General features: G+C 62.0%; 13 protein-coding genes and 1 pseudogene. 2 read left to right on the top strand and 12 right to left on the bottom strand.

Features of this window, described 5'->3' with window-relative positions:
• Window positions 1–63: 63 nt before the first annotated feature.
• The 7 genes from C0V97_RS15950 to C0V97_RS15920 form a co-directional block, all read right to left on the bottom strand.
• Entirely contained in the window at window positions 64–4,578 is a 4,515-nt protein-coding gene (locus C0V97_RS15950; protein ID WP_127103548.1) for an AAA family ATPase, read from the bottom strand.
• 23 nt (window positions 4,579–4,601) lie between these two features.
• A complete protein-coding gene (locus C0V97_RS15945; RefSeq protein WP_127103547.1) occupies window positions 4,602–5,204 on the bottom strand; it encodes a thioredoxin domain-containing protein in 603 nt (200 codons plus the stop codon).
• A 111-nt stretch (window positions 5,205–5,315) separates the two neighbouring features.
• Entirely contained in the window at window positions 5,316–6,236 is a 921-nt protein-coding gene (locus tag C0V97_RS15940) for a hemolysin family protein (protein ID WP_127103546.1), read from the bottom strand.
• The gene (gene ybeY, locus C0V97_RS15935; RefSeq protein WP_233582224.1) at window positions 6,233–6,673 is read right to left on the bottom strand and encodes an rRNA maturation RNase YbeY; all 441 of its coding nucleotides are present in this window, start codon (window positions 6,671–6,673) and stop codon (window positions 6,233–6,235) included. Before ybeY ends, C0V97_RS15940 begins: the two co-directional genes overlap by 4 nt.
• A 70-nt stretch (window positions 6,674–6,743) precedes the next feature.
• Window positions 6,744–7,808 (bottom strand): PhoH family protein, encoded by a 1,065-nt coding sequence (locus C0V97_RS15930; RefSeq protein WP_233582225.1) that lies wholly within the window; start codon window positions 7,806–7,808, stop codon window positions 6,744–6,746.
• A gap of 113 nt (window positions 7,809–7,921) precedes the next feature.
• Window positions 7,922–9,289: a tRNA (N6-isopentenyl adenosine(37)-C2)-methylthiotransferase MiaB gene (gene miaB, locus C0V97_RS15925; protein ID WP_127103550.1), complete on the bottom strand. Its 1,368-nt coding sequence runs from the start codon at window positions 9,287–9,289 to the stop codon at window positions 7,922–7,924.
• Between the two features lie 259 nt (window positions 9,290–9,548).
• Window positions 9,549–10,493, bottom strand: a complete 945-nt coding sequence (locus C0V97_RS15920; RefSeq protein WP_127103543.1) for a 1-acyl-sn-glycerol-3-phosphate acyltransferase — start codon at window positions 10,491–10,493, stop codon at window positions 9,549–9,551.
• Between the two features lie 249 nt (window positions 10,494–10,742).
• On the opposite strand from C0V97_RS15920, the gene C0V97_RS15915 reads away from it, so the two are divergent.
• Both C0V97_RS15915 and C0V97_RS15910 read left to right on the top strand, forming a co-directional pair.
• Window positions 10,743–12,905, top strand: a complete 2,163-nt coding sequence (locus C0V97_RS15915; RefSeq protein ID WP_233582223.1) for an autotransporter assembly complex family protein — start codon at window positions 10,743–10,745, stop codon at window positions 12,903–12,905.
• Window positions 12,905–17,110 (top strand): translocation/assembly module TamB domain-containing protein, encoded by a 4,206-nt coding sequence (locus C0V97_RS15910; protein WP_127103542.1) that lies wholly within the window; start codon window positions 12,905–12,907, stop codon window positions 17,108–17,110. The genes C0V97_RS15915 and C0V97_RS15910 overlap by 1 nt, the downstream gene beginning before the upstream one ends.
• 207 nt (window positions 17,111–17,317) lie before the next feature.
• Here the strand turns inward: C0V97_RS15910 and C0V97_RS15905 are convergent, their stop codons facing one another.
• The 5 genes and pseudogenes from C0V97_RS15905 to C0V97_RS15885 all read right to left on the bottom strand — a co-directional run.
• The gene (locus C0V97_RS15905; protein WP_127103541.1) at window positions 17,318–17,956 is read right to left on the bottom strand and encodes a nucleoside/nucleotide kinase family protein; all 639 of its coding nucleotides are present in this window, start codon (window positions 17,954–17,956) and stop codon (window positions 17,318–17,320) included.
• Window positions 17,953–19,464, bottom strand: coding sequence for a tetratricopeptide repeat protein (locus C0V97_RS15900; RefSeq protein WP_127103540.1), 1,512 nt, complete (start codon window positions 19,462–19,464; stop codon window positions 17,953–17,955). The genes C0V97_RS15905 and C0V97_RS15900 overlap by 4 nt, the downstream gene beginning before the upstream one ends.
• 3 nt (window positions 19,465–19,467) lie before the next feature.
• The gene (locus tag C0V97_RS15895) at window positions 19,468–19,830 is read right to left on the bottom strand and encodes a response regulator (RefSeq protein WP_127103539.1); all 363 of its coding nucleotides are present in this window, start codon (window positions 19,828–19,830) and stop codon (window positions 19,468–19,470) included.
• Between the two features lie 21 nt (window positions 19,831–19,851).
• Entirely contained in the window at window positions 19,852–20,652 is an 801-nt protein-coding gene (locus C0V97_RS15890) for a glucose 1-dehydrogenase (RefSeq protein WP_127103538.1), read from the bottom strand.
• Window positions 20,653–20,854: 202 nt separating this feature from the next.
• A pseudogene (locus tag C0V97_RS15885) lies at window positions 20,855–20,975 on the bottom strand (CarD family transcriptional regulator); the annotation flags it as partial.

Below are 20,975 nucleotides of genomic sequence, written 5' to 3'. Positions count from 1 at the left end.
MCCGTCATTATGGGCAGGATCGGGAGAAAAACACAATAAAGACATGGTKATAACCCTCCTGCCTCAGGGAGCCACTGCCAGTGACCCATTCTCGGCAAAGCTGGCCGCCAGCGACAGATCGACGGACAGGACCTGACTGACACCGCGCTCCTGCATGGTCACGCCGAACAGCCGATCCATATGCGCCATGGTGAGTTGATGGTGGGTAACAACCAGAAAGCGTGTTTGGGCCTCTTCGGCCATATCCTTGAGCAGGCTGCACAGCCGTTCCACATTGGCATCATCGAGCGGAGCGTCGACCTCATCAAGAATGCAGAGGGGGGAAGGCTGGCATTTGAACGTAGCGAATATGAGCGAAAGTGCGGTGAGCGCCTGCTCGCCCCCTGAGAGCAGAGAAAGCGTCGAGAGTTTCTTGCCGGGAGGCTGGGCGAATATCTCAAGACCAGCCTCTAGCGGATCGTCACTGCCGACAAGGCCGAGATGGGCCTTGCCACCGTTGAACATGCGGCTGAACAGCGCCTGGAAATGGCGATCGACCTCGACGAATACCGCCTGTAGGCGCTCCCGCCCTTCCTTTTTCAAGGCGTTGATTGATCCGCGAAGGCGATTGATCGCAGATTCCAGCTCGTCGTGTTCGCGCGCCAGATGCTCTGACTGGCTATGGGCTTCGGCATATTCCTGCTCGGCCAGAAGATTGACGGGTCCGAGCGCCTCGCGTTCCTTCTGGTTGCGCGCCAGGCGACGCTTCAAGCTCGTCTCGCTCTGTTCGGTGAGCGGAAGGTCGAATGTCTCTTCCGGCGTATTGGCCCGGCCCTCGTCGAGTTTGGCGTACTGGGCGCGCGCCTGTTCGAGGCGCTCCTGCAGCCGTATTGCGTTTTCTCGAGCTGTCGCGCAGCGCTGCTCCTCATCACGCCGTGTGCGGGAGAGAGCCTCGATGGCCGAATCGATTTCGGCCAGAGCCTCGGCGGCAGATGCAAAGTCGCTTTCCGCTCTCGACAGCGCTTCGGCCGTTTCTAGCGTGACGGTTTCGAGCCGCGAAGCCTCAGCGCTGGCACGGGCAATCTCTTTTTCTCCCTCGGCGACACGTTCGGCGAGGCGTTGCAGGTCCTCTTCCAGTGCCGCGATCGTGCTCAGCGTCTCGACGCGCCGCGAGATCGTCTGTTCCTTTTCCTGCAGCGCCTTTTCCAGCGCGGCTTTTGTTTCGCGTAGCGCCTCACGGCAGGTCAGGTCATTCTGACGGCTGGTGGCTTCCCGTTCTCGGCACTGGTCCAGCTCTCGTTCCCTGGGCGTCAGATCGGGCACCGGCGCGAGGGTTGTCTGATGAGCCCGCATCTCTGTCAGGTTTGAAACGAGGGCCTCATGCTGAGGAAGCAGTGCGGAGAGACGGCTGGTCAGGCTCAGCTTCAGATCCCGCGCCGTCTGAAGGTCTCGGCTCGCCGCTCCGATGTCGCGTCCAAGCGCCTCTCCGGCGCCGCGTGCTGCGGTGAGCTCTTCCTCAACACGGGTCAACGTCGCGCGGTTCGACCGCAGCATCTCCTGGGTGATGCGCAGCGCGGTTTCATGATCCTGCGCCTCAAGCTGAGCGCAATGCGCGGCGATATCCTGCTGATCGCGCTTTTCCTGAGCAAGCACGCCCGTGAGCGTCGTGGCTTTTGCGGCGCGCGCCTCCTCCTGCAATCTGCAGCGGGTCGCGCGCTCTCGCGCCTCGGCATAGGCTGTATCCGCGTCGCGGAGGTTGCCCTGAGCTTGGGTAAGCAGGAATTTTTCCGCGTCTGCAGCGTGTTGTCTCTGCGCATGTTGCCCCTGCATGCTCGCTTCCGAGGGGAGCTCAGCCAGCGCCTCGCGGGCTGCGTCGGCACGGCGCCCCATTTCCTCGCGCTGGATCATGGCCTCTTCGCGCCTCTGCTCAAGCTGCGCGAGTTGGCTGGTCACGCGGTCCGCTCGGGAGGAAAGGGCATCTTCCTCCCGCCGGAGCTTGGGGAGAAGCGCTTCGTCACGATGCAAGGCCTCGCGCAGCGCTTCAAGACGCGCGACAATCGTCTGCTCGCGTGCTTCAAGCGTTGACGTCTGGGCCTGCAGCGGAGGAAGAGCCGTTTCAGAAGCCCGGATCTCTTCTTCCAGCGCGCGCAACCGAGCGACGGTCTCGACAGGTCCCAGGGCACGAGACGGAAGACTCCCGGTGTCGCAATACCCGTCCCAGCGCCACAACCCGCCATCACGACTGACAAGACATTGTCCGGGGAGGAGGGAAGGTTGAAGAACCTTGCCCATCGTCGGATCGTCTATCAGGGCGATAGCTGAGAAGCAGCGGGCAAGCGCTTCAGGTGCGCGGATAAGCGCGCTGAGCGGCGTGGATCCAGGCGGTAACGGTTGAGAGGCTTGCTCAGGAAGGAGTAGCCAGGCACGGCTCTGTGTGGCGTCGAGTGACGCCTCGATCGTCTGATCCAGGGCTACGGCGAGGGCGCGCTCGAGCCCGGCCGGAATAACCAGCGCCTCGATCAGCGGATCAGGCAGGGAGGTTTCTCCCCTTGTCGCCCTGAGCGCCTCGTACTGCACCCTAAGGGCCATCATATGGGCCGTTGCCGTCTGGCTGGCCTTGTGAGCGCGTTCCCAGTCCTGACGTACGATATTGCGTTCCGTCGAAAGCGTCTCACGTTCGGCATTGAGCGTGACGAGACTTGCCTCAACGTCCTTACGCTGCTGGCGTGCCCCGGCCAGGAGTGCATCATCGGGCATCTCGGCAACGAGGTGGTCGCGCTGGGCCGCGAAGCCTTGGATCTGAGCATCATGCCGGGCGCAGGCTTGATTGGCCTGGTCATGCTCCTTCGTGAGCAATTCCCGCTGGCGTGCAGCGCCGGCTATCTGGGCCTCGATGGCCGCCAGAGCCTGTTGGGCTTCTGCATGCGCCGCCTGATGCGCGTCCGCTTGCTGCCGCGCGGCGTCACGCGCCTCGCCCATGGTGATGGCGCGGGCGTCCTCTTGGGACAGGGCTTCGTCGCCAAGCCGCGCCTCATCAAGCGCAGCGAGTTCGGTCTCGTGAGCGGCGATCTGCGCAAGGAGGGCTTTCTGACGCGTGTGCAGGGCCTCGAGCGAGAGGCGCGCCTGTTCGGCTTCTCGCCGGGCTTGCCCCGCCTTTTGCTCGGCATCGGCGAGAGAGAGGCGCGCATCCTGACACTGCCCGTTCAGTCCTTCGACGCGCGCGTCATGGTCCTGCCGCGTCCTGCGCTTCTCGTCCAAAGCCTTTTGCAGCGCATGAAGAGCGGCCTCATCGGGCATCTGGGCGCGCACATTGGCGAGCGCCTCGGTCAGACGGGCCTCATCGCATTCCAGTGACTGGATACGCTGCGCGGTCGTCTCATGGTCCTTGGCGAGGGCCTGCGCGGCGAGCCGGTCGCGTGTCAGAGACGCGGTAAGAGAAGCGACCTGACTTTCGGCTTGTCGCAAGGCCAGTTCCGCCTGCTCTGCGGCTTTCTCCTGGACCGTCAGCGTATCGGGGAGGGTGCGAAGCGTGATGTCGAGGCGATCCAGACTCTCCTTCAGGGCATCCTGGCGCGCCAGTGCCTCATCGAGACGCGCTTGTGCCAGACTCCGATCGGCACTGTTCTGGGCCTGACGCGTCATGGCCTGCTCGCAAGCAGCGCGCGATTGGGTCAGGGATTCCCGCGATGTTTCAGCCGTCAGGCGCAGCTTGTCGCGGGCTTCACGTACAGATTCTACTGTCTCGCGTAACGCTTGGACGCGCATTTTGTGGGCAATTGTGGCCTGCTCGGCCATGTCTGCGCCTTGACCAGCGTCATCGCGCTGGCGCTCGGCCTCTTGCAAAAGCCCTTCCGTGCGCTCGACCAGCAATGCCGCGCGCCTGTGCACAAGCCAGGAGAGGGCGCTTTCGTCTTCGCGTATGGATTCTGACAGGCTGCGATAGGCGCGCGCCTGCGTCGACTGTGCATCGAGCTGTTCGAGGCGGTTTGTGATCTGCTGGCGCAGATCCTCGCTGCGCGCGATATTGCCCTCAGCCTGACGCAGTTTGAGTTCCGCATCATGACGCCGGGCATGGAGCCCGCTGATACCCGCAGCCTCTTCCAGCAGCGAGCGTCGCTCCTCCGGCTTTGCGCTGATGAGCGCGCTCACGCGGTTCTGACTCACGATGGAGGAACTGCGTGCGCCGGAAGACAGATCGGCGAACATCGTGGTGATGTCGCGCGCGCGCAGGGCGCGGCCATTGAGGCGGAAATCGCTGCCGGAGCCGCGCTCGGCCCGCCGGCAGATCTCGAGCCCATCCGTCTCGCTAAAGGGGGGCGGGGCCAGCCCTGTGGCCTCTTCAAGCCAGAGCGTAACCTCAGCGAGGGAACGGGCGGAACGGGCGCTGGTGCCTGCAAAAATCAGATCGTCGAGTTCCCCGCCACGGAGGGCACGGGCGGAACTCTCTCCCATGGCCCAACGCAGGGCCTCGACGACGTTGGACTTGCCACATCCATTCGGCCCGACAATGCCTGTCAGGCCGGGAAGGATATCAATCGTGGCAGGATCGGCAAAACTCTTGAAACCCGCTATCCGCAGGCGCGTGATCTTGGCTGACATACGCGAAAAGCGGGGTCCTCTGCTTAGCCACCAGCCTTCTTCACTTCGGCCTCGAAGGCCTCGAATGTCAGAAGTTCCTGGTTATAGGGCTGGTTGTTGAACATGAAGAACGGCGTGCCGCCAATATTGTACTTGGCCTGGTCCGAATCCTGCTGGGCGACCAGCGCCTGACGGAATGCATCATCTGCATCGATCTTGGCAAACTGATCGGCCGAGATTCCGGCAAGCGCCGCCATCTGCTGGATCTGCTTCTTGGGGTTCACGTCGCGCGCGAAGGCCCAGCGATCCTGGCTGGCAAGCATGGAGTTGACGAAGGGTACGTAGCGATCAACCGGCAGGGAGCGCGCCACCATGGCACCCAGCAGGGCGATCTGATCGAGCGGGAAGTCATGATAGACATAGAAGACCTTGCCGGTATCGATCAGCTTTGTCTTCACGTCCTGGAAGACGGTCATCTCGAAATGCGCGCAATGGGTGCATGTGAGCGAAAACCACTCATTGACCGTAACCGGCGCCTTGGGGTTGCCCAATGTGCGCGGAGTCAGCCGGCTATCCTCGGCGCGTGCCTTCGGGATGAGCGCGAGGGCTGGCAGGGCCGCCAGAAAACTACGCCGATATAGAGACATTGAAGAACACTCCCGGGTCATGATGTCAAAGTTTTGAAGACCGGAAGCTACGCGGCGTCAAGAGGCGGCCTGCCCGACGAGCGCGGACGGCCTCTTGATCGCCAGGAATCGCTAGTGCTTGTCATCCCCGCGATGGGACGTCTCCGCGTCGCTGCGAACCCAGTCGGCTGGTACACGCATTCTGAGGGCGCGTATGTGACGCGCATCGGCATCGGTCACGCGAAAGACGAGGCCGCTCTCATGAGTGAAGACCTCCCCGCGGATCGGGACATGCCCCGCGAGGCGGAATACGAGACCGCCGACGGTTTCGATCTCGGCTTCACGCTCGGCTTCGGTCAGTAGTGGCCCCATGAAGCCTTCGAGTTCATCAACGGGCAGACGGGCATCGAGGTCGAAAGAGCCGTCGGCGCGCTCGGAAATCATGGCCGAGACGGGCTCGTCATGCTCGTCCGAGATGTCGCCAACGATTGTCTCCACAAGGTCTTCGATGGTCACCAGACCATCCACCCCGCCATATTCATCGATGACCAGGGCCAGATGGGTGCGCCTCTGACGCATCTGGAGCAGCAGATCGAGCACGGGAATCTGCGGGGCAACCAGTAAGGGCTGACGCAGCAAGGGCTCGATATCGAAGGCCTCCGAGGTGCCGATATAGGCAATGAGGTCCTTGACGTGGATCATGCCGATGACGTTGTCGAGATGCTCGCGGTAGACCGGCACGCGCGAGTGATTCTCGCGACGCATAAAGGCCAGAGCCTCGTCGAGCGTGATATCGGCTGACATCGAGACGATATCGGCGCGCGGCACCATCACATCATCCGCTGTCTTTTCGCGCAGATGCAGCACGTTGGTGATCAGCGCGCGTTCCTGCCGGTCGAGTTCGGGGCGCGTACCGGTTTCCGGATGGGGGGCCGCGGCCTCTTCCACCAGGGCCGCAATCGAGAGGCGCAACCCCTGTTCACGCCCCTTGCGGTTGAAGATGCCGAATAGCCCTTTCGAGGGGCGCTGGCGGTGCTCGTCGCTCTCGCTCATGCGCCGCGCCCCCCGCCCAGACGCCAGGGATTGGGAATACCCAGACGCGCAAGGATGCGGGATTCGGTCATCTCCATCAGACGGGCTTCGTCCGGGCGATGATGGTCGTGACCCGCCAGATGCAGCAGACCATGAACGACCAGATGCGCGAAATGGTGCGGGAATTTCTTGCCGCTGACCTGCGCCTCACGGCGGACCGTTTCATAGGCGAGCGCGATATCGCCGTCGCCGAATGTCCCGTTCTCTTCGAAAGTGAGGACGTTGGTCGGCTTGTTCTTGTCACGGAATGTCGCGTTGAGCGCCTTGATGGCGTGATCCCCCGCGAGAAGAAAGGCGGGGATGCGATCGCGATCCAGCCATGGCCAGCTTGCCTCGATGCATCGCGCAACGAGCGCTTCCAGATTGGGCACGCTGGCGCGCCAGCGGCGATCGGCCACGATCAGATCCAGACGTGAGCGAAGCGCCGCCCTCGTTATAGAGGACGGTTCTTCGGCGGATTGGGTCAAACTACTTCGAGGTTCCATTGTATTCCCGGCGCGACCTGCCTCGGGAGTAATCCCGTGCCGCAGCCACTCGTTGATCATAAGCGTCCACGATACGCGCCACGAGCGGGTGGCGGACGACATCGGCGGACTCAAAACGCGTAATACCAACTCCCGGCAGGCCTTCAAGGGTCTCTACCGCCTCACGCAGTCCGGATGCGACGCCCGAGGGCAGATCGATCTGGCTGAGATCGCCGGTGATGACCATGCGTGCCCCCTGTCCCATACGGGTCAGGAACATTTTCATCTGGGCCGGGGTGGTGTTCTGGGCTTCGTCGAGGATGACGAAGGCGTGGGCGAGGGTGCGCCCGCGCATGAAGGCAAGCGGCGCCACTTCGATCTCGCCATTGGCCATGCGTCGCGCGACCTGATCACCCGGCAGCATGTCATTGAGCGCATCGTAGAGAGGGCGCAGATAGGGGTCGATCTTCTCACGCAGATCGCCCGGCAGAAAGCCAAGGCGTTCACCTGCCTCAACAGCGGGACGCGAAAGAATGATCCGGTCCACCTGACCCGCCTGGAGCATGGCGACACCCTGCGCCACGGCAAGATAGGTTTTGCCAGTGCCAGCAGGTCCGATGCCGAAAGTCAGTTCGGTCTTGGCCAGCATCTGCATATAGGCCGCCTGACCGCGCGAGCGTGGCGCGATGGCGCCCCGCTTGGTCTTGATGGCGGGCAGATCGAGGAAAGGCGTCGGCCCCTCGGTATCATTGCGGGGGGTCTCGATGGCACGTGTCTGGGTTTCACGCGGTGTGCTGCGCGTTTCCGTGCCACGACCGGGGCGGGGCAGGGCCGAGAGGCGGATCACGCTGTCCACGACGGGGCCGTCGATCTTGCCGCCATGTTCGAGCTGATTGTACAGCGCGGTGATGGCGGCCTGAGCGCGCGCGACCGACGCGGCTTCACCCGTGATGGCAATCTTGTTGCCACGGCAGGTCAGGCGGACATCGAAACCCTGTTCGAGCCGAAGAAGATGGCGGTCATGATCACCCAGCAATTGCTGCAGGAGAATATTATCTCCAAATCTCAGCGCCGAAGTGCGTTGGCCTTGTGCGTCAGGAGGGGTTTCAGGCGGGAGGTGCCGCCTGGAGTTACGGTCATTTGTCCCGTATTCGGGATGCGACTGGGGTGCCGTGGGGTGGCTCAAGCGCAGACTCTCTCCCGTAAGAGTGTACCGGCCAGCGAGTTGGTCAGTCGCTGGGTTATCACAACCGGCACTGTCTGGCCGATGAGCTCATCCGAGCCTTCGACATGAACCGGTTGCAGATAGGGTGAACGCCCGGTGATCTGGCCCGGTTTGCGCCCGCGTCCCGTGAAAAGCACGGGGAGGGTACGACCGACCATATCGGCGTTGAACGCGTCCTGCTGTTCGCGCAGCAGTGCTTGCAGGCGCTGAAGACGGACGTCCTTGACGGCTTCGTCCACCTGGAAAGGCTGACCCGCAGCGGGTGTGCCGGGACGGGGCGAATACTTGAACGAGAATGCCTGCGCGAAGCCGATATCACGCACGAGTTGCATCGTCGCCTCGAAATCTTCTTCCGTCTCGCCGGGATGACCGACGATGAAATCCGAGGACAGCGCCAGATCGGGGCAGGCCTCACGCAGCCTTGCGATCAGGGCACGGTATTCATCGCCGGTATGGCCGCGGTTCATGGCCTTCAGGATTCGGTCAGAGCCCGACTGGACCGGCAGATGCAGGAAAGGCATCAATGCCGGGTTATCGCGATGGGCGTCAATTAGCGCCTGATCCATGTCCCGGGGATGCGAGGTCATGTATCGGATGCGTTCCAGCCCGGGCAGAGCCGCGAGAGCGGCGGCAAGTCGGGGCAGATCGGCTGTGCCGCCATCGCCGTCATCGCCATGATAGGCATTCACGTTCTGGCCCAGCAGCGTGATTTCCCTCACGCCGCTCTCGACCATGCGGCGCGCCTCGCTCAGCACTGAGGGGAGGGAGCGACTGGTTTCGGCGCCACGCGTATAAGGCACGACACAGAACGAGCAGAACTTGTCGCAGCCTTCCTGAATTGTGAGAAACGCTGTGAGATTACCCTCCACCTGAGGCGCTGACGCTTCTGGCAGGAAATCGAACTTCATCTCGACAGGGAAGTCCGTGTCGATCACAGCTCCGCCGGCGCGGGCGGCGCGGGCCACCATCTCGGGCAGGCGGTGATAGGTTTGCGGGCCGAGAACGATATCCACATAGGGTGCTCGGGCGAGGATCTCCTCGCCTTCCGCCTGGGCCACGCAGCCTGCAACAGCGATGATCGAGCGATTGAGCCCGGCGGATTCGCGCTCTTCGCTGATCTTGCGCAGGCGCCCGAGCTCTGAAAAGACCTTTTCGGCTGCGCGCTCCCGGATATGGCATGTATTGAGAATGACCATTTCCGCCTGCTCAGGCGAAGTCACCGGCTTATAGCCCAACGGCGCGAGAACGTCGGTCATACGCGCGCTGTCATAGACGTTCATCTGACAGCCCCAGGTGATGACATGCAGGCCGCGCGTATTGGCCATGTCTTTCTGGGAGGGGGCTTTGCTGCCTGTGATCGTCTCGACCGTCACGTGTCCTTACCTTTTGCCCGAGGGCGCTTGTCGAGGCTGCGAGAGGGGAAACCGCCTCCTGCGAGGCAGGATGGTTTCTGGCGCGGCAGCCCGTTTTGAAAATGCTCTGGTGTCATTGTAGCCGAACGGCCCGGTAAATGCATGGCTAATATTCAACCCGTGCCGTGTCGACTTGAGGCAGAATGCCGTTGCGGCAAGGGCCCGCCGCCTATTAGTGATGCGCCGCCTCAGGATGGTCGGGGTTGTGATGCAACTGTGCAACGCCCTCCGCCACGATCTGCTGAACGGCGAGAGACAGCTCCTTGCGGCTCGGGAAATCAGCTGGATCGACCGGAGGATGGAGAATGGCCGTCGCGCCGAGCGAGCGCCATTGTGTGACCGACCAGATATGCGGAGCCAGATCCATGTCCCCATACCATGCGAGTGCTGTGCGACGTGCGCGACCGATGGGCAGGCCATCGAGCCGGTCATAGACGATCGACACAGGCTGAATCAGCACGGAAGGCGGGGCGGGCAGGGAGGTATCGACGCGGCTCGGCTTGGCAATAGCGAAGAAGGACGACATGAAGGGCAGCACATGGGTGCCATCCGTCGAGGTCCCTTCGGGGAAGAGGATGAGATTGTCGCCATTATTGAGGCGATCGGTCATGGCCTGCAGTTCGCGCCCCGTATTGTTGCGCTGTCGGCTGACGAAGATGGTCCGACCCAGACGTGCCAGCGTGCCGATGACGGGCCAGTCGGCGATCTGCTGCTTGGCGACGAAAACGGTAGGAAGCACCCCACCGGCAACGGCGATGTCCAGCCAGGAGGAATGATTGGCAACGAAAATGATCGGCCGTTCGCCGTTCCGAACGGCAGCGCTGTCACGGATCGTCCCCGCTGCCTCACCAACCACGCGTACCTGTAATCCGAGAATGCGGCAGATCGTTGCCCAGTAGAAACGGGCAAAACGGATTTTTGCAGCACCAGGGCGGCGCAGCAGAAGGCGCTGGGGTATGCTTGCGGCCAGAGTCCACAGGCAGGACAGGCTCATGCGCCGTATTGCACGCAGCCGACAAACAAGGCGGTGCCCCGGGGCTTGAACAAGCGGGGCGGTCCAGGATTCGGGGCCGGAAGCGTCACTGGCGGGACGGCGGCGCGTGATCGCGTCAGTCATTGCCCGATACCTAACGCGAAATCCACATGCTGGACAACCGCGTTACCGCGACGATTTCATGAAGATTGTTCCGAATCTGCCTTGTCGCAACATTCAGGTCACACCGCAGCTTTTCATGCCTGGCCGCCCGTGACATGATCCGGACACTCTTTTCATGCATCACGTGTCGGGATCGAAAAAACAGCGGGAGCCCCATTGCTGTCATTCAATCAAGCTTTTTCGCGGTCGTTTTTCCGATACGGCCGGTATTTGCAGAGTTCATTACCCCGCCATGCGCAGTACTTCCTCTCTGTTCTGACGCTTGGCGGCTCCTTTTCCTGTGCGGTCGCGGCCCAGGCCGCGCCATCTACGGGCGAGCCGGCTGCCGGGGTCGCATCCCCTGCTCAGGCCCCAGAAGGGGTAAGTCCGGCCGCATCGACTGCAGATGTCGCTCCCGGCAAGGGCGTTCAGAAAAAAGGCGGTAAAGGCAGGAAGTCGGATCATGATGATGGTTATGTCGTTGTCATCACACCGTCTTCCGATCCTGAACTTGACCCCATGGTGCAGGCTTCTTCCAGTCTGGTGACCCTGCAGAAGACCCATGCCGTTGATCCCTATGCGCTCGCAGGGCGAATAAGGGGGGACTATGAACGCGTGCAATCCGCGCTCGAAAGCCGGGGATTTTACGCGGGCAAGGTCGTGATTACGGTCCAGTTGCCCGGTGGTAAGACCATAGACGGTCAGAATCCTGCGTTGCCGGATCGTCTCGCTACCGTCCCGCATGGCGAAAAGCTGCGTATCACCATCAAGCCTGTCACCGGACCGCAATTCCATCTCGGGACCGTTACGCTTGTCAGAGGGCCGCTTCAGAATGAGGCCGCGCCGTCGGTTGCCTCCGGGACCAAGCCACCGTCAGGGGAAAAGCCGGGCGCAGCTGCGTCTTCCCCCGGTACGGTTGATAGCCCTGTGTCCCTCACCGCTGCGGAACTCAAGGCTTTTGGTCTTGCGAGTGGTCAGAAGGCGATCGCCGCCGATGTTCTCGCCGCTCAGTCCCGTTTGCAGAATTTCCTGCAGGAAGAGGGGCATGCCGAGGCCAATATAGGCACGCCCATCGCCTATCTGCAGCCCGCTACAAAGACACTCAATGTGGAAGTTGCGGTCGGTGTAGGGCCTGTGGTGGATATCGGCCCGATCAGCTTTGAGGGGCTCGGCCGGACACGCGAGAATTTCCTGCGGCGACGGCTGCTGATCCATGAGGGGCAGCTTTATCAACCGAGCAAGATCGAGGCTGCCCGTCAGGATCTTGCGGGTGTCGGTATCTTTTCTTCGGTAGGGGTTCATGATGCCCCGCCGCTGGTCGTACTGGCGCGCGGACGCGCAGGGACGGGCACCAGTCAGGCCATGCCCCTGCGTTTCACGGTTCAGGAGGGCAAGCGCCATACGGTTTCGGCGCAAATTGGCTATTCGACCGATCTTGGAGGCCGCGTGGGAGCGACCTGGACCCATCGTAATCTGCTGGGAGGGGCGGAGCAGCTCAAGTTGACAGCCCTTGTGACCGGTCTGGGCGGCTCCGCTCAACAGGGACTGGGTTATGACGTCTATGCCGACTTCCTCAAGCCTGACTTCATGCGGCGGAACCAGAATCTGAGCCTTCGTGTCGAGGGCATCAGGCAGCTTCTGTATTCCTATCATCAGACGGCAATCCTGATTCGTGGGGGGCTTATCCGCAAGCTGAACAAGTACTGGAGTGTTTCAGGTAGCCTTCTGGCAGAGCAGGAGAACATCAAGCAATTCGGTGTTTCGACGGATTATCTGATCATCCAGGCTCCGCTCGGCGCGACCTATGACAGTACCGAACTGTCCAATCCCATCGATCCGGCGACACATGGCATGCGGGCGAATGTAAACATCACCCCGTCTGAGTCTCTCGAGAACGGGAGCGCCTTCTTCACGATCATGAGTGCGGGCGCCTCGACCTATGTTGATCTGCATCGTATCGGGATCAGCGATCCGGGACGCTCCATCATCGCGATACGCGGTATCGTTGGATCCGTGCAGGGCGCCTCTACCTATCAGATTCCTCCCGATCAGCGTCTGTACGCGGGCGGCCCCGCCACGGTACGCGGCTTTCGCTATCAGGGCGTCGGTCCGCAGAACGGCAAATACGGTATCGGCGGCACGTCGCTCGATGCTGGGTCGGTCGAGTATCGCCAGCGCATTCTCAAGAGTTTCGGCGCGGCGGCTTTTGTCGATGCCGGTCAGGTCGGGATGGGTAGCCGTCCGTTCCAAGGTAAGCTGCGCGTCGGTTACGGCGCGGGCGTCCGCTACTATACGCCTATCGGTCCGGTACGGCTGGACGTGGCGCTGCCCGCAAACCGGCCACCCCATGGCGATAAATGGGAGCTCTATATCGGCCTCGGAGAAACATTCTGATGACGAAGCGCCCGCAAGAGACGCAAGCCAGCTCTGCTTCTTCCGCCCCTGCGAAGTCCTCCCGGCTGCGGCGCCTCCTGAAATGGGCGTTTGGTCTGCTAGTGGTCTTTCCCGTGACGCTGATTGTCCTTGCGGTAGCTTGTGTGCTGGTTTTTGCCAATATTCCGTATGGGCAACGCACCATTGAAAGGCAGACTGCCTCCGTGACCGGGGGCATGGTGAAGATCGACGGGCTCGGAGGGACGTTTCCCTATCGTCTTCATCTGGCCCATCTGAGTGTTCAGGATCATCTTGGCCCTTATCTCACGATTGACGGGCTCGATCTGCACTGGTCCCCGCTGGCACTGCTGCATAAAACGGTCCGCGCCTCGCTACTTTCGGCGCAGCAGCTTCGCTTTATGCGTCTTCCTGAAGCCGATCCAGCCGCCCCGCAGCAGCCCCCGACGCCTTCGACACCGTCCACGCTCCACCTGCGTATCGCGCTTGGACAACTCGTTATCGACCGTGGAGAGATCGGCAAGTCCCTGATCGGGATGCCCATGTCCCTGGCGGTGAGAGGGCATATGACCCTGTCCGATCTCGCTCCGGTTATCGATGGTCTGCAGCCTGGGCATCTGCCTGTCACGGATCTGGGTCTCGATGTGACCCGGCTTGACCGGCAGGGCCATGTGGCGCTGACGCTTGCGACGCCCCCGGGTATCGCCAATCTGCATGTTGGCGTTGAGGAGCAGGATGGGGGTCTGATAACGCAAATGGCCGGGCTCAAGATGCTCGACCCTCTGACGCTCACGCTCGATACGACCGGTCCCGTCGTGGCCAGCAAGCTTGCCATGCGCTTCAAGGCAGGGGTGGTGAAGGCTGACGTCCATGGGACCATCAATCTCCCGGTGCATCGGGGGACGCTCGGGATCTCGGCGTCGACCCCGGCTATGAGCCCGATGGCGGGGGTGGCCTGGCAAAATTTTGCCCTTTCCGCATCGCTCAGAGGCGATCTTCTGGCGCCCTCGGGGGAAGGTGCGCTCGATCTCGATTCCCTCTCAGCCGCCGGGGCGGGCCTTACCCATCTGGCGCTTCGCTTTACCGGTGATGAGGGGAAGGGACCACGGGCCGATCGTCTCGCACTGACCCTCAAGGCTGATGGCGTGCGGGTGCCGGGTGTGCCCAGCGCGCTTCTTGCCCAGGCCCCCATCGAGGCCTCATTATCAGCGCTCCCCAACGCGGAGGGACTACCGCTCACCCTTGCGCTGCGTCACCCGCTCTTTCAGCTCGATGCCTCGGCGAAGCTCAAGCCGAGTATTGCCGGGGTAGTCGATCTTGTGCTGCCAGATCTGAAGCCCCTGGCCGGGATCGGTCATGTGGAACTCGAAGGACACAACGTCGCTCATGCCGATTTTCTCTGGCAGGCGCACGGCGATTCCCGGCTGAAGCTTTCGGATACGCTTTCGCTCACTTCTGGTCTGCGTCAGGCCGTGGCGTTGGTTGGCAAGGACGCAAAGCTCACCCTCGATCTGCTGGCGTCTCCGGAGGATAAATCGGGCCGGACGATCCGCGTCAATGACCTGACTTTCGAGGGACAGGCCCTGCATCTGCACGATCAGGGTGTTGCTGTGCTCGGGGCGCAGAGCAGGCTCGATCATGACATGCTGCTCGTTCTGCCCGATTTGCAGCGCGTTGCCCCACAGATACGCGGCAATCTTGCTCTGAGCGCCCATGCCGAGGGCCCGATGCAGGATCTCGCTGCAAGGGTACACATGAAGGGTGCGGTCGGGGCGCATGACGTCAGTGAGGGACCTCTCGCGGTCGATCTGGCTGTGCTGCATCTTCCTCGTGCGCCGGAGGGCACGCTGCGCGCTGAGGGCAAGCTCGACGGGCGTCCGCTTTCGCTCGATTCGGCCTTTGCGCGCCATGAGGATGGCAGCGCGGAGCTGTTGCTCAATGCCCTCGACTGGGCCAGCCTAACCGGCAAGGGCCATCTAACACTCCCCTCTGGCGCGGCACTTCCCCTTGGCACTCTGGCAGTAACGGCTGGAAACCTGAACGATTTCAGCGCTCTCGTTGGTCAGAGGCTCGGCGGCCATCTTGCCCTCGATTTGCGGACCTCTGACCCTCAGCCAGACCAGCCTCCGATCGTGACGCTCTCGCTCAAAGGGGGCGCGCAGGCGCCACAGGCCCGTATCGGGGCGCTGGATCTGAGCGGAACCATACGGGATCCGATCAATCACCCCGATATGTCGGTTGGTCTGAACATCCAGGGTATCGATGCGCAAGGGATCACGGGGGCGGCAAAGCTGCGCGCGCAGGGCCCGCTCGAGGCGCTCGCCCTCTCCCTTAATGGCGCCTTCCAGAATGTCCTGTCGGCACCGGCTTCGATCGATACGGCGCTTCTGCTCGATCTCACCCACAAGGCCGTCAGACTGGATCGTCTCTCGGCATCGGTCAAAGGGGAAAGCTTGCGCTTGCAGGGGCAAAGCCGGGTCAGCTTTGGCGAGACCCTTTCGGTCGATCGGTTGCAACTTGCCATTGCACCGCCTGGCGTTGCACCCGCGACGCTGGATATCGCCGGAAGCCTCAAGCCGGACCTCAAACTGCGTCTGCGTGTCGCTCAGGTCACCCCAGCTCTCGCGAAGCCCTTTATCCCAGGATTTGATGCGCAGGGTGTTCTGTCGCTTCAGGCTGATCTTGGCGGTCGTCTCGATAATCCCTCAGGGGCGGCCTCGGTCGCATTGCGCGGGTTTCGTATGCGCTCAGGGGGAGGAGAATCCCTGCCCCCCCTTGATCTGCAGGCCAATACCACTCTGGCAGGGCAGACTGCCCAGCTCACGGCTCAGGCGAACGCCGGACCTCATCTCGCACTTCATGCTTCGGGCGTGGCACCGCTCTCAGCCTCTGGTACGCTCGGTCTCAAGCTGACCGGCGGAGTCGATCTGTCCATGCTGAATGCGATCATCGGGGCGCAGGGCATGGCTCTCTCGGGTAAATCGGCCATTGATCTCGCCGTCAGCGGGCCTGCTACGGCCCCCATGGCGAATGGTCGGATCACCCTGGAGAATATCAGCTTTGCCCATTACGGGCAGGGGGTCAGGCTAAGCGGGATCAACGGTGCGATCCTGGCCGCCAATGACACACTTACGCTCCAGAATATCCAGGCCCATGCGGGCAGAGGGTCCATCGCGCTCGCGGGCTCCATTGGCGCATTGCGCCCAGGTTTGCCGGTGGATCTGACCATCACAGCGCGCAAGGCGCAGCCTGTCACCAGCGATCTTCTGACTGCGGTGATCGACTCCGATCTCCATATTCATGGTCAGCTTTCCACACGGCTGGATGTCGGGGGCGAGGTGCGTCTGCCCTCGGTGATCGTCAACATCCCTAATTCAATGCCTGCATCCGTTCCTCAACTCACGGTCGTCCGTCCGGGGCAGAAGAAAGAGGTTTCAGGCGCTGCTTTGCTGATAGGGCTGGATATCTCCGTGATTTCCCCAGGCGAGTTCTTCGTGCGAGGGCACGGGCTCGACGCTGAGATGTCGGGGAAGCTCCATGTCGGCGGACTGAGCACGGCACCCGATATCTCCGGCGGGTTCGATCTGCGGCGTGGCTTCTTCAACCTCGCTGGGGTGAACCTCAACTTTACCAAGGGGCGTGTCGCTTTCGATGGATCTGGAGTAGATCACAAGCTTGATCCTTCACTCGATTTCAGGGCGGACCGCAATGTACAGGGGACGCTCGCCAGCCTCGTCGTCGGGGGATATGCCAGCGCCCCCAAGATCGACTTCACCTCCCAGCCATCGCTCCCCCGCGATCAGGTGCTGTCGATGCTGCTCTTTGGCAGTTCGACGGCCTCGCTCTCCCCCACCCAGCTTGCCAGCCTCGCTGCTGCGGTCGCCCAACTCAGCGGTGCCTCAAGTTTTGACCCGCTCAACACGGTGAGGGGTTTTCTGGGGCTGGATCGTCTCGCTGTCGGGGGCGGCAGCGGCGTCAATAATGGCGGAGCCAGTCTCGAGGCGGGGAAATACGTCATGAAAGGCGTCTATGTAGGGGCCAAGCAGGCGACCAGCGGTTCAGGAACGCAGGCTCAGGTTCAGGTTGACCTCACCAAACGCCTCAAGCTGAACACCACGGTCGGCACAGGCGGTCAGGTTACCGGCTTCACCACCCCGGAGAATGATCCGGGATCGAGCATCGGGCTAAGCTACGGCTTCGACTACTGAGGATCACGTGTCTCCCTCGGGACGCAAGGGATCGCGACCGATCGAAAGGGGACTTCGCGCGGGCTCGCTGGTTTGTCCGGGGGGGATCCTGCCCAGGGTATCTTGCGCGGGGTACCTTGCCCGGGGAGTCCTGTCATCCGTAGGTGGCGAAGGACTTAGACCGAAGGGACGCAATCCGGGCGCTTCGGGATGGGCCTGTTCCCCGGTCTATCCCGCTGTCGGGATCGGTTCGGGGATATAAGACCAGTCTGCCTTGTCGCGTGTCTGCAGGATGATCTGGGCATTGGGCGCATCGGTAACGGCGATCCAGTGCCGCGCCTCCTCTATCGTGCGACCGAAATGCACGTGCCGTGCCTCAAGCCAGGCATTGCGCTGCACCTCGTCAGTGGCGACGAACCAACTCTCATCGAGATAGTGCCGTACCGGCGCCCAGGGGCCGTCGCAAAGCAGGTAGTTTCCCTCGACTATGATCAGCTTGCGCTCGGGCAATACCGGGATAGCACCCGCGATGGGCTCTTCGATCTCACGCGCGAAAAGCGGGGCGTAGACGATTTCCTGCGCCTGGTTGCGGATGCGCTGGAGCAGGGAGACGAAGCCCGGCGCGTCGAACGTATCTGGAGCGCCTTTTCTGCCAGCACGGTCGAGACGCTTCAGCTCGCAATTGGCGAGATGAAAGCCATCCATCGGCACTACGAGCGCCTGGCCGGGATAGTCCGTGGCAAGGCGCGCGGCGAGGGTTGATTTACCCCCGCCGGGCGCGCCGACGAGACCAAGAATGACGCGTCCGGGTCGTTGCAGCAGGCTGTCGATCCGGGCTCTTGCTGCGGCATAGGGCGAAGGGGTCATGAGCGTTTCCGTTTGGCTTCGTCGATAAGGCGGTCGCGCACGGAGGAGACGACGTCACCCCAGTCCCAGGCGCGCTGTTGCCGGTAGATGGTGAGGCTCGGGTACCATGGGCTGTCCTGCCGGTCCGTCAACCAACGCCAGCAGGGATTGACCCGGTCCATCAGGAGGACCGTTTTACCCATTGCCCCAGCGAGATGGACCATCGAGGTATCGACGGACACCACGACGTCGAGATTGTCGATCAGGGCCGCACTGTCATCCATGGTCTCGACATGTGGCATAAGGTCGGTGATGCCTGTGTCCAGCCCGTCACTGGGGCCGCCCCTGAGCCGACCTTCATCGAGTTGCCGCGCAGCATCTCCTTTCTGAAGGCTATAGAATGAGACATCGGCCAGGCCGAAAAGCGGACGAAGCGTCTCGAGCGCCATCGAGCGACGCTGATCGAGCATGAACGCCTCCGTCTGGTCGCGACGCGGCGCGCCTGACCAGACCAGACCGACGCGCAGGGATGGCTCCTTTTTCAGGAGAGCCGAGAAGCGGGCTGACTTGCCCTTGTCGGCGGAAATGTAGGGGACAGCCGCTCCGAACGGCGTTTCGCTGGCCGAAAAAACGCGGGGCAGGCTGATGAAAGGGCAGTGATAGTCATAGGGCGGCGTCTCACCGCCGAACTGCACCGCTTCCACACCCTCAACCCTGGCGCAAAGATCAGCCATGATGTCCGCCCCCCAGACGCGTATACGCGCGCCATGGCGTGCGAGCAGGGGGAGGTAGCGCAGATACATGAACGTATCGCCATACCCCTCCTCCTGCGTGACGAGCACATGCTTGCCATTCAGATCGAGGCCGGGGGTCAGGGTGGGGAGGAGGCGTGACAGAGGCAGACTGGTATGGCCTGGAAGCTGGAAACGCCACTCATGTTCCGCCCAGCCCTGTTGATAAAAACCTGCCTTGAGCAAGGCGATCGAATAATTGAGCCGCATCTGCGGGTGATCGGGCCTCTGCATGATGGCGCGTCGATAGAGATTGAGCGCTGGAATCATGTCGCCCATCGCTGCGGTAAGATAGGCGATATTGGAAACCGAACTCGGATCGCCTGGATCGAGATCGTGAATTTTCTGCAAGACCTCTCGCGCCTCCGGAAAGCGGCCCGCCTGGGTGTAGGCGCTCGCAAGAACACCCATGGCGGGGAGATGGGCCGGGCGACGTGACAAGGCCTGTGTCAGCGCGTCGATCGCTTCGTCAAGACGGCCGATCTGGAGAAGCAGGCTTCCGCGTAGCTCAAGCAGACGGCAATCATAGGGGGCATGATCGGCGAGCGCCTCGACGAGGGCGAGGAGATCCGCTCGTCGATCAGCCGCCTCAGCGTGAGGCATGAGCTGTCCCAACGGATGAAGACCGCCGGAAGAGGCCCTATCCAGAAACCGTGCAGCCTCCAGGCAGCGCATCGTGTCGCCTGAGCGGAACGCTGCGTGAAGTTCCTCGTAAGACGCTTGTTGAAGACTGGGCATGACTTAACTCGCCGGGGCGAGTTCCTGAACGACGCCCAATATGGCATCGAGCTGGTAGGGCTTGGTCATCACCCTGTCGAGCGCCGAGGTCTTGTCGACGGCCATGCCATGACCGGTGGTGTAGATAATCGGCAGCTCGGGACGTAATCTGCGACTCTCCTGCCCGAGCTCCGCGCCACTGCCATCGGGGAGCGATATGTCCATGATGAGCACGTCGAGCGGGCGGTCACTAAGGATGAGCGACCGCGCCGTGGCACAGTTATCGGCTTCCAGTACCGTGACGTCGCTCTCTTCCAGGAACTCGATCAGACAGGTCCGGATGAGAAAATCATCTTCGACGACGAGAACGGTAGGCGGGGTCGACATGGGGCGTAAATCTCGAATGATTCAGGACGACCAGTTCTGCTCGAAATCGGCATACAGGGTCAGGCCGCCATCGACGAACAGGGTCTGTCCGGTGATATAGCTCGATTCCTTCGAAGCGAGAAATGCTATCGCATCAGAGATCTCCCGACACTCACCCGGACGCTTCATCGGGATATGCTTCGCTGTCGCTTCGTATTTTTCGGGATCCTTGACCCAGGCATCGTTGATGGGGGTCACGATGGCACCGGGAGCGACCGCATTCACACGGATATCGAACCGGGCATATTCGAGCGCCAGGGTGCGGACGATATTCCCCACCGCGCCCTTGCTGGCGGAATAGCCGAGATAATGCGGCTTGGGGATTTGTTGATGCACTGAGCTATTGACGATGATGTTTCCCGGCAAATCCTTGCCGCGCCAGTATTTGAGCGCAGCGCGAGCGCACAGAACGACGCCCGACACGTTGACGGCCATCACCATGTTGAAGTCTTTGAGGGAAATTTCGTCTGAGGGGCACTCGATTTGCATGCCCGCATTGCAGATCAGCACGTCGAGGCCATCAAAGCCGTCGAGCGTCTCCTTCATCACGCGATCGACGTCTTCCTCAACCGACATGTCGCCTGCCACGATCAGATGCTCGCCGCTGACGGGTTTGGGGAGCTTGTTGAGAAGCGGCTCCAGCTTTTCTGCCTTGCGCCCGTTGATCGCGACCTGTGCGCCTTCGCTGGCGAAATGCATGGCGACATCCTCGCCAATACCCTGCGAAGCGCCTGTCACCAGGACCTTCTTATGGGCGAAACGCTTACTCGTCTGTTCCGTCACGCGGCGTGTTCCTTCTGCTGAGATACTGTCAGCCCCTTGGGGAAGACAGCCCGGATCGCAAACGAAACGCTGACGGCGGAGAAAGGATGCGTCGAAAGGGAAGAGGTTGGATGAGGGATCAGCATCCCTGGCCGGAGGTTGCTCCTGCGGCGGGCATCCTCCGGGTATTTCCCGGCGCCCGCAGGACGCCGGAGAAAGCCGGTCACGCCGCCTTCATGGTATCCGTCAGGGCCTGAAGCACGGCAGTCGGATCCTTGTTTTCCAGAACAGCGACTTCGCTCACAAAGCGCTCTTGGGCCGCTTCGAAGAGTTTGCGCTCGCTG

It is taken from the genome of Asaia sp. W19 (assembly GCF_003994335.1).
Taxonomy (GTDB): Bacteria; Pseudomonadota; Alphaproteobacteria; order Acetobacterales; family Acetobacteraceae; genus Asaia.
This window is presented reverse-complemented; position numbering and strand designations above follow the sequence as displayed.

Excerpts from the sequence above, each read along its gene's own strand:
- C0V97_RS15910 (WP_127103542.1), top strand. The coding sequence starts at position 12,905 with ATGACGAAGCGCCCGCAAGAGACGCAAGCCAGCTCTGCTTCTTCCGCC.
- C0V97_RS15920 (WP_127103543.1), bottom strand. The coding sequence starts at position 10,493 with ATGACTGACGCGATCACGCGCCGCCGTCCCGCCAGTGACGCTTCCGGC.
- C0V97_RS15945 (WP_127103547.1), bottom strand. The coding sequence starts at position 5,204 with ATGTCTCTATATCGGCGTAGTTTTCTGGCGGCCCTGCCAGCCCTCGCG.
- C0V97_RS15895 (WP_127103539.1), bottom strand. The coding sequence starts at position 19,830 with ATGTCGACCCCGCCTACCGTTCTCGTCGTCGAAGATGATTTTCTCATC.
- C0V97_RS15905 (WP_127103541.1), bottom strand. The coding sequence starts at position 17,956 with ATGACCCCTTCGCCCTATGCCGCAGCAAGAGCCCGGATCGACAGCCTG.
- miaB (WP_127103550.1), bottom strand. The coding sequence starts at position 9,289 with ATGGCCAATACGCGCGGCCTGCATGTCATCACCTGGGGCTGTCAGATG.
- C0V97_RS15950 (WP_127103548.1), bottom strand. The coding sequence starts at position 4,578 with ATGTCAGCCAAGATCACGCGCCTGCGGATAGCGGGTTTCAAGAGTTTT.
- C0V97_RS15940 (WP_127103546.1), bottom strand. The coding sequence starts at position 6,236 with ATGAGCGAGAGCGACGAGCACCGCCAGCGCCCCTCGAAAGGGCTATTC.
- C0V97_RS15900 (WP_127103540.1), bottom strand. The coding sequence starts at position 19,464 with ATGCCCAGTCTTCAACAAGCGTCTTACGAGGAACTTCACGCAGCGTTC.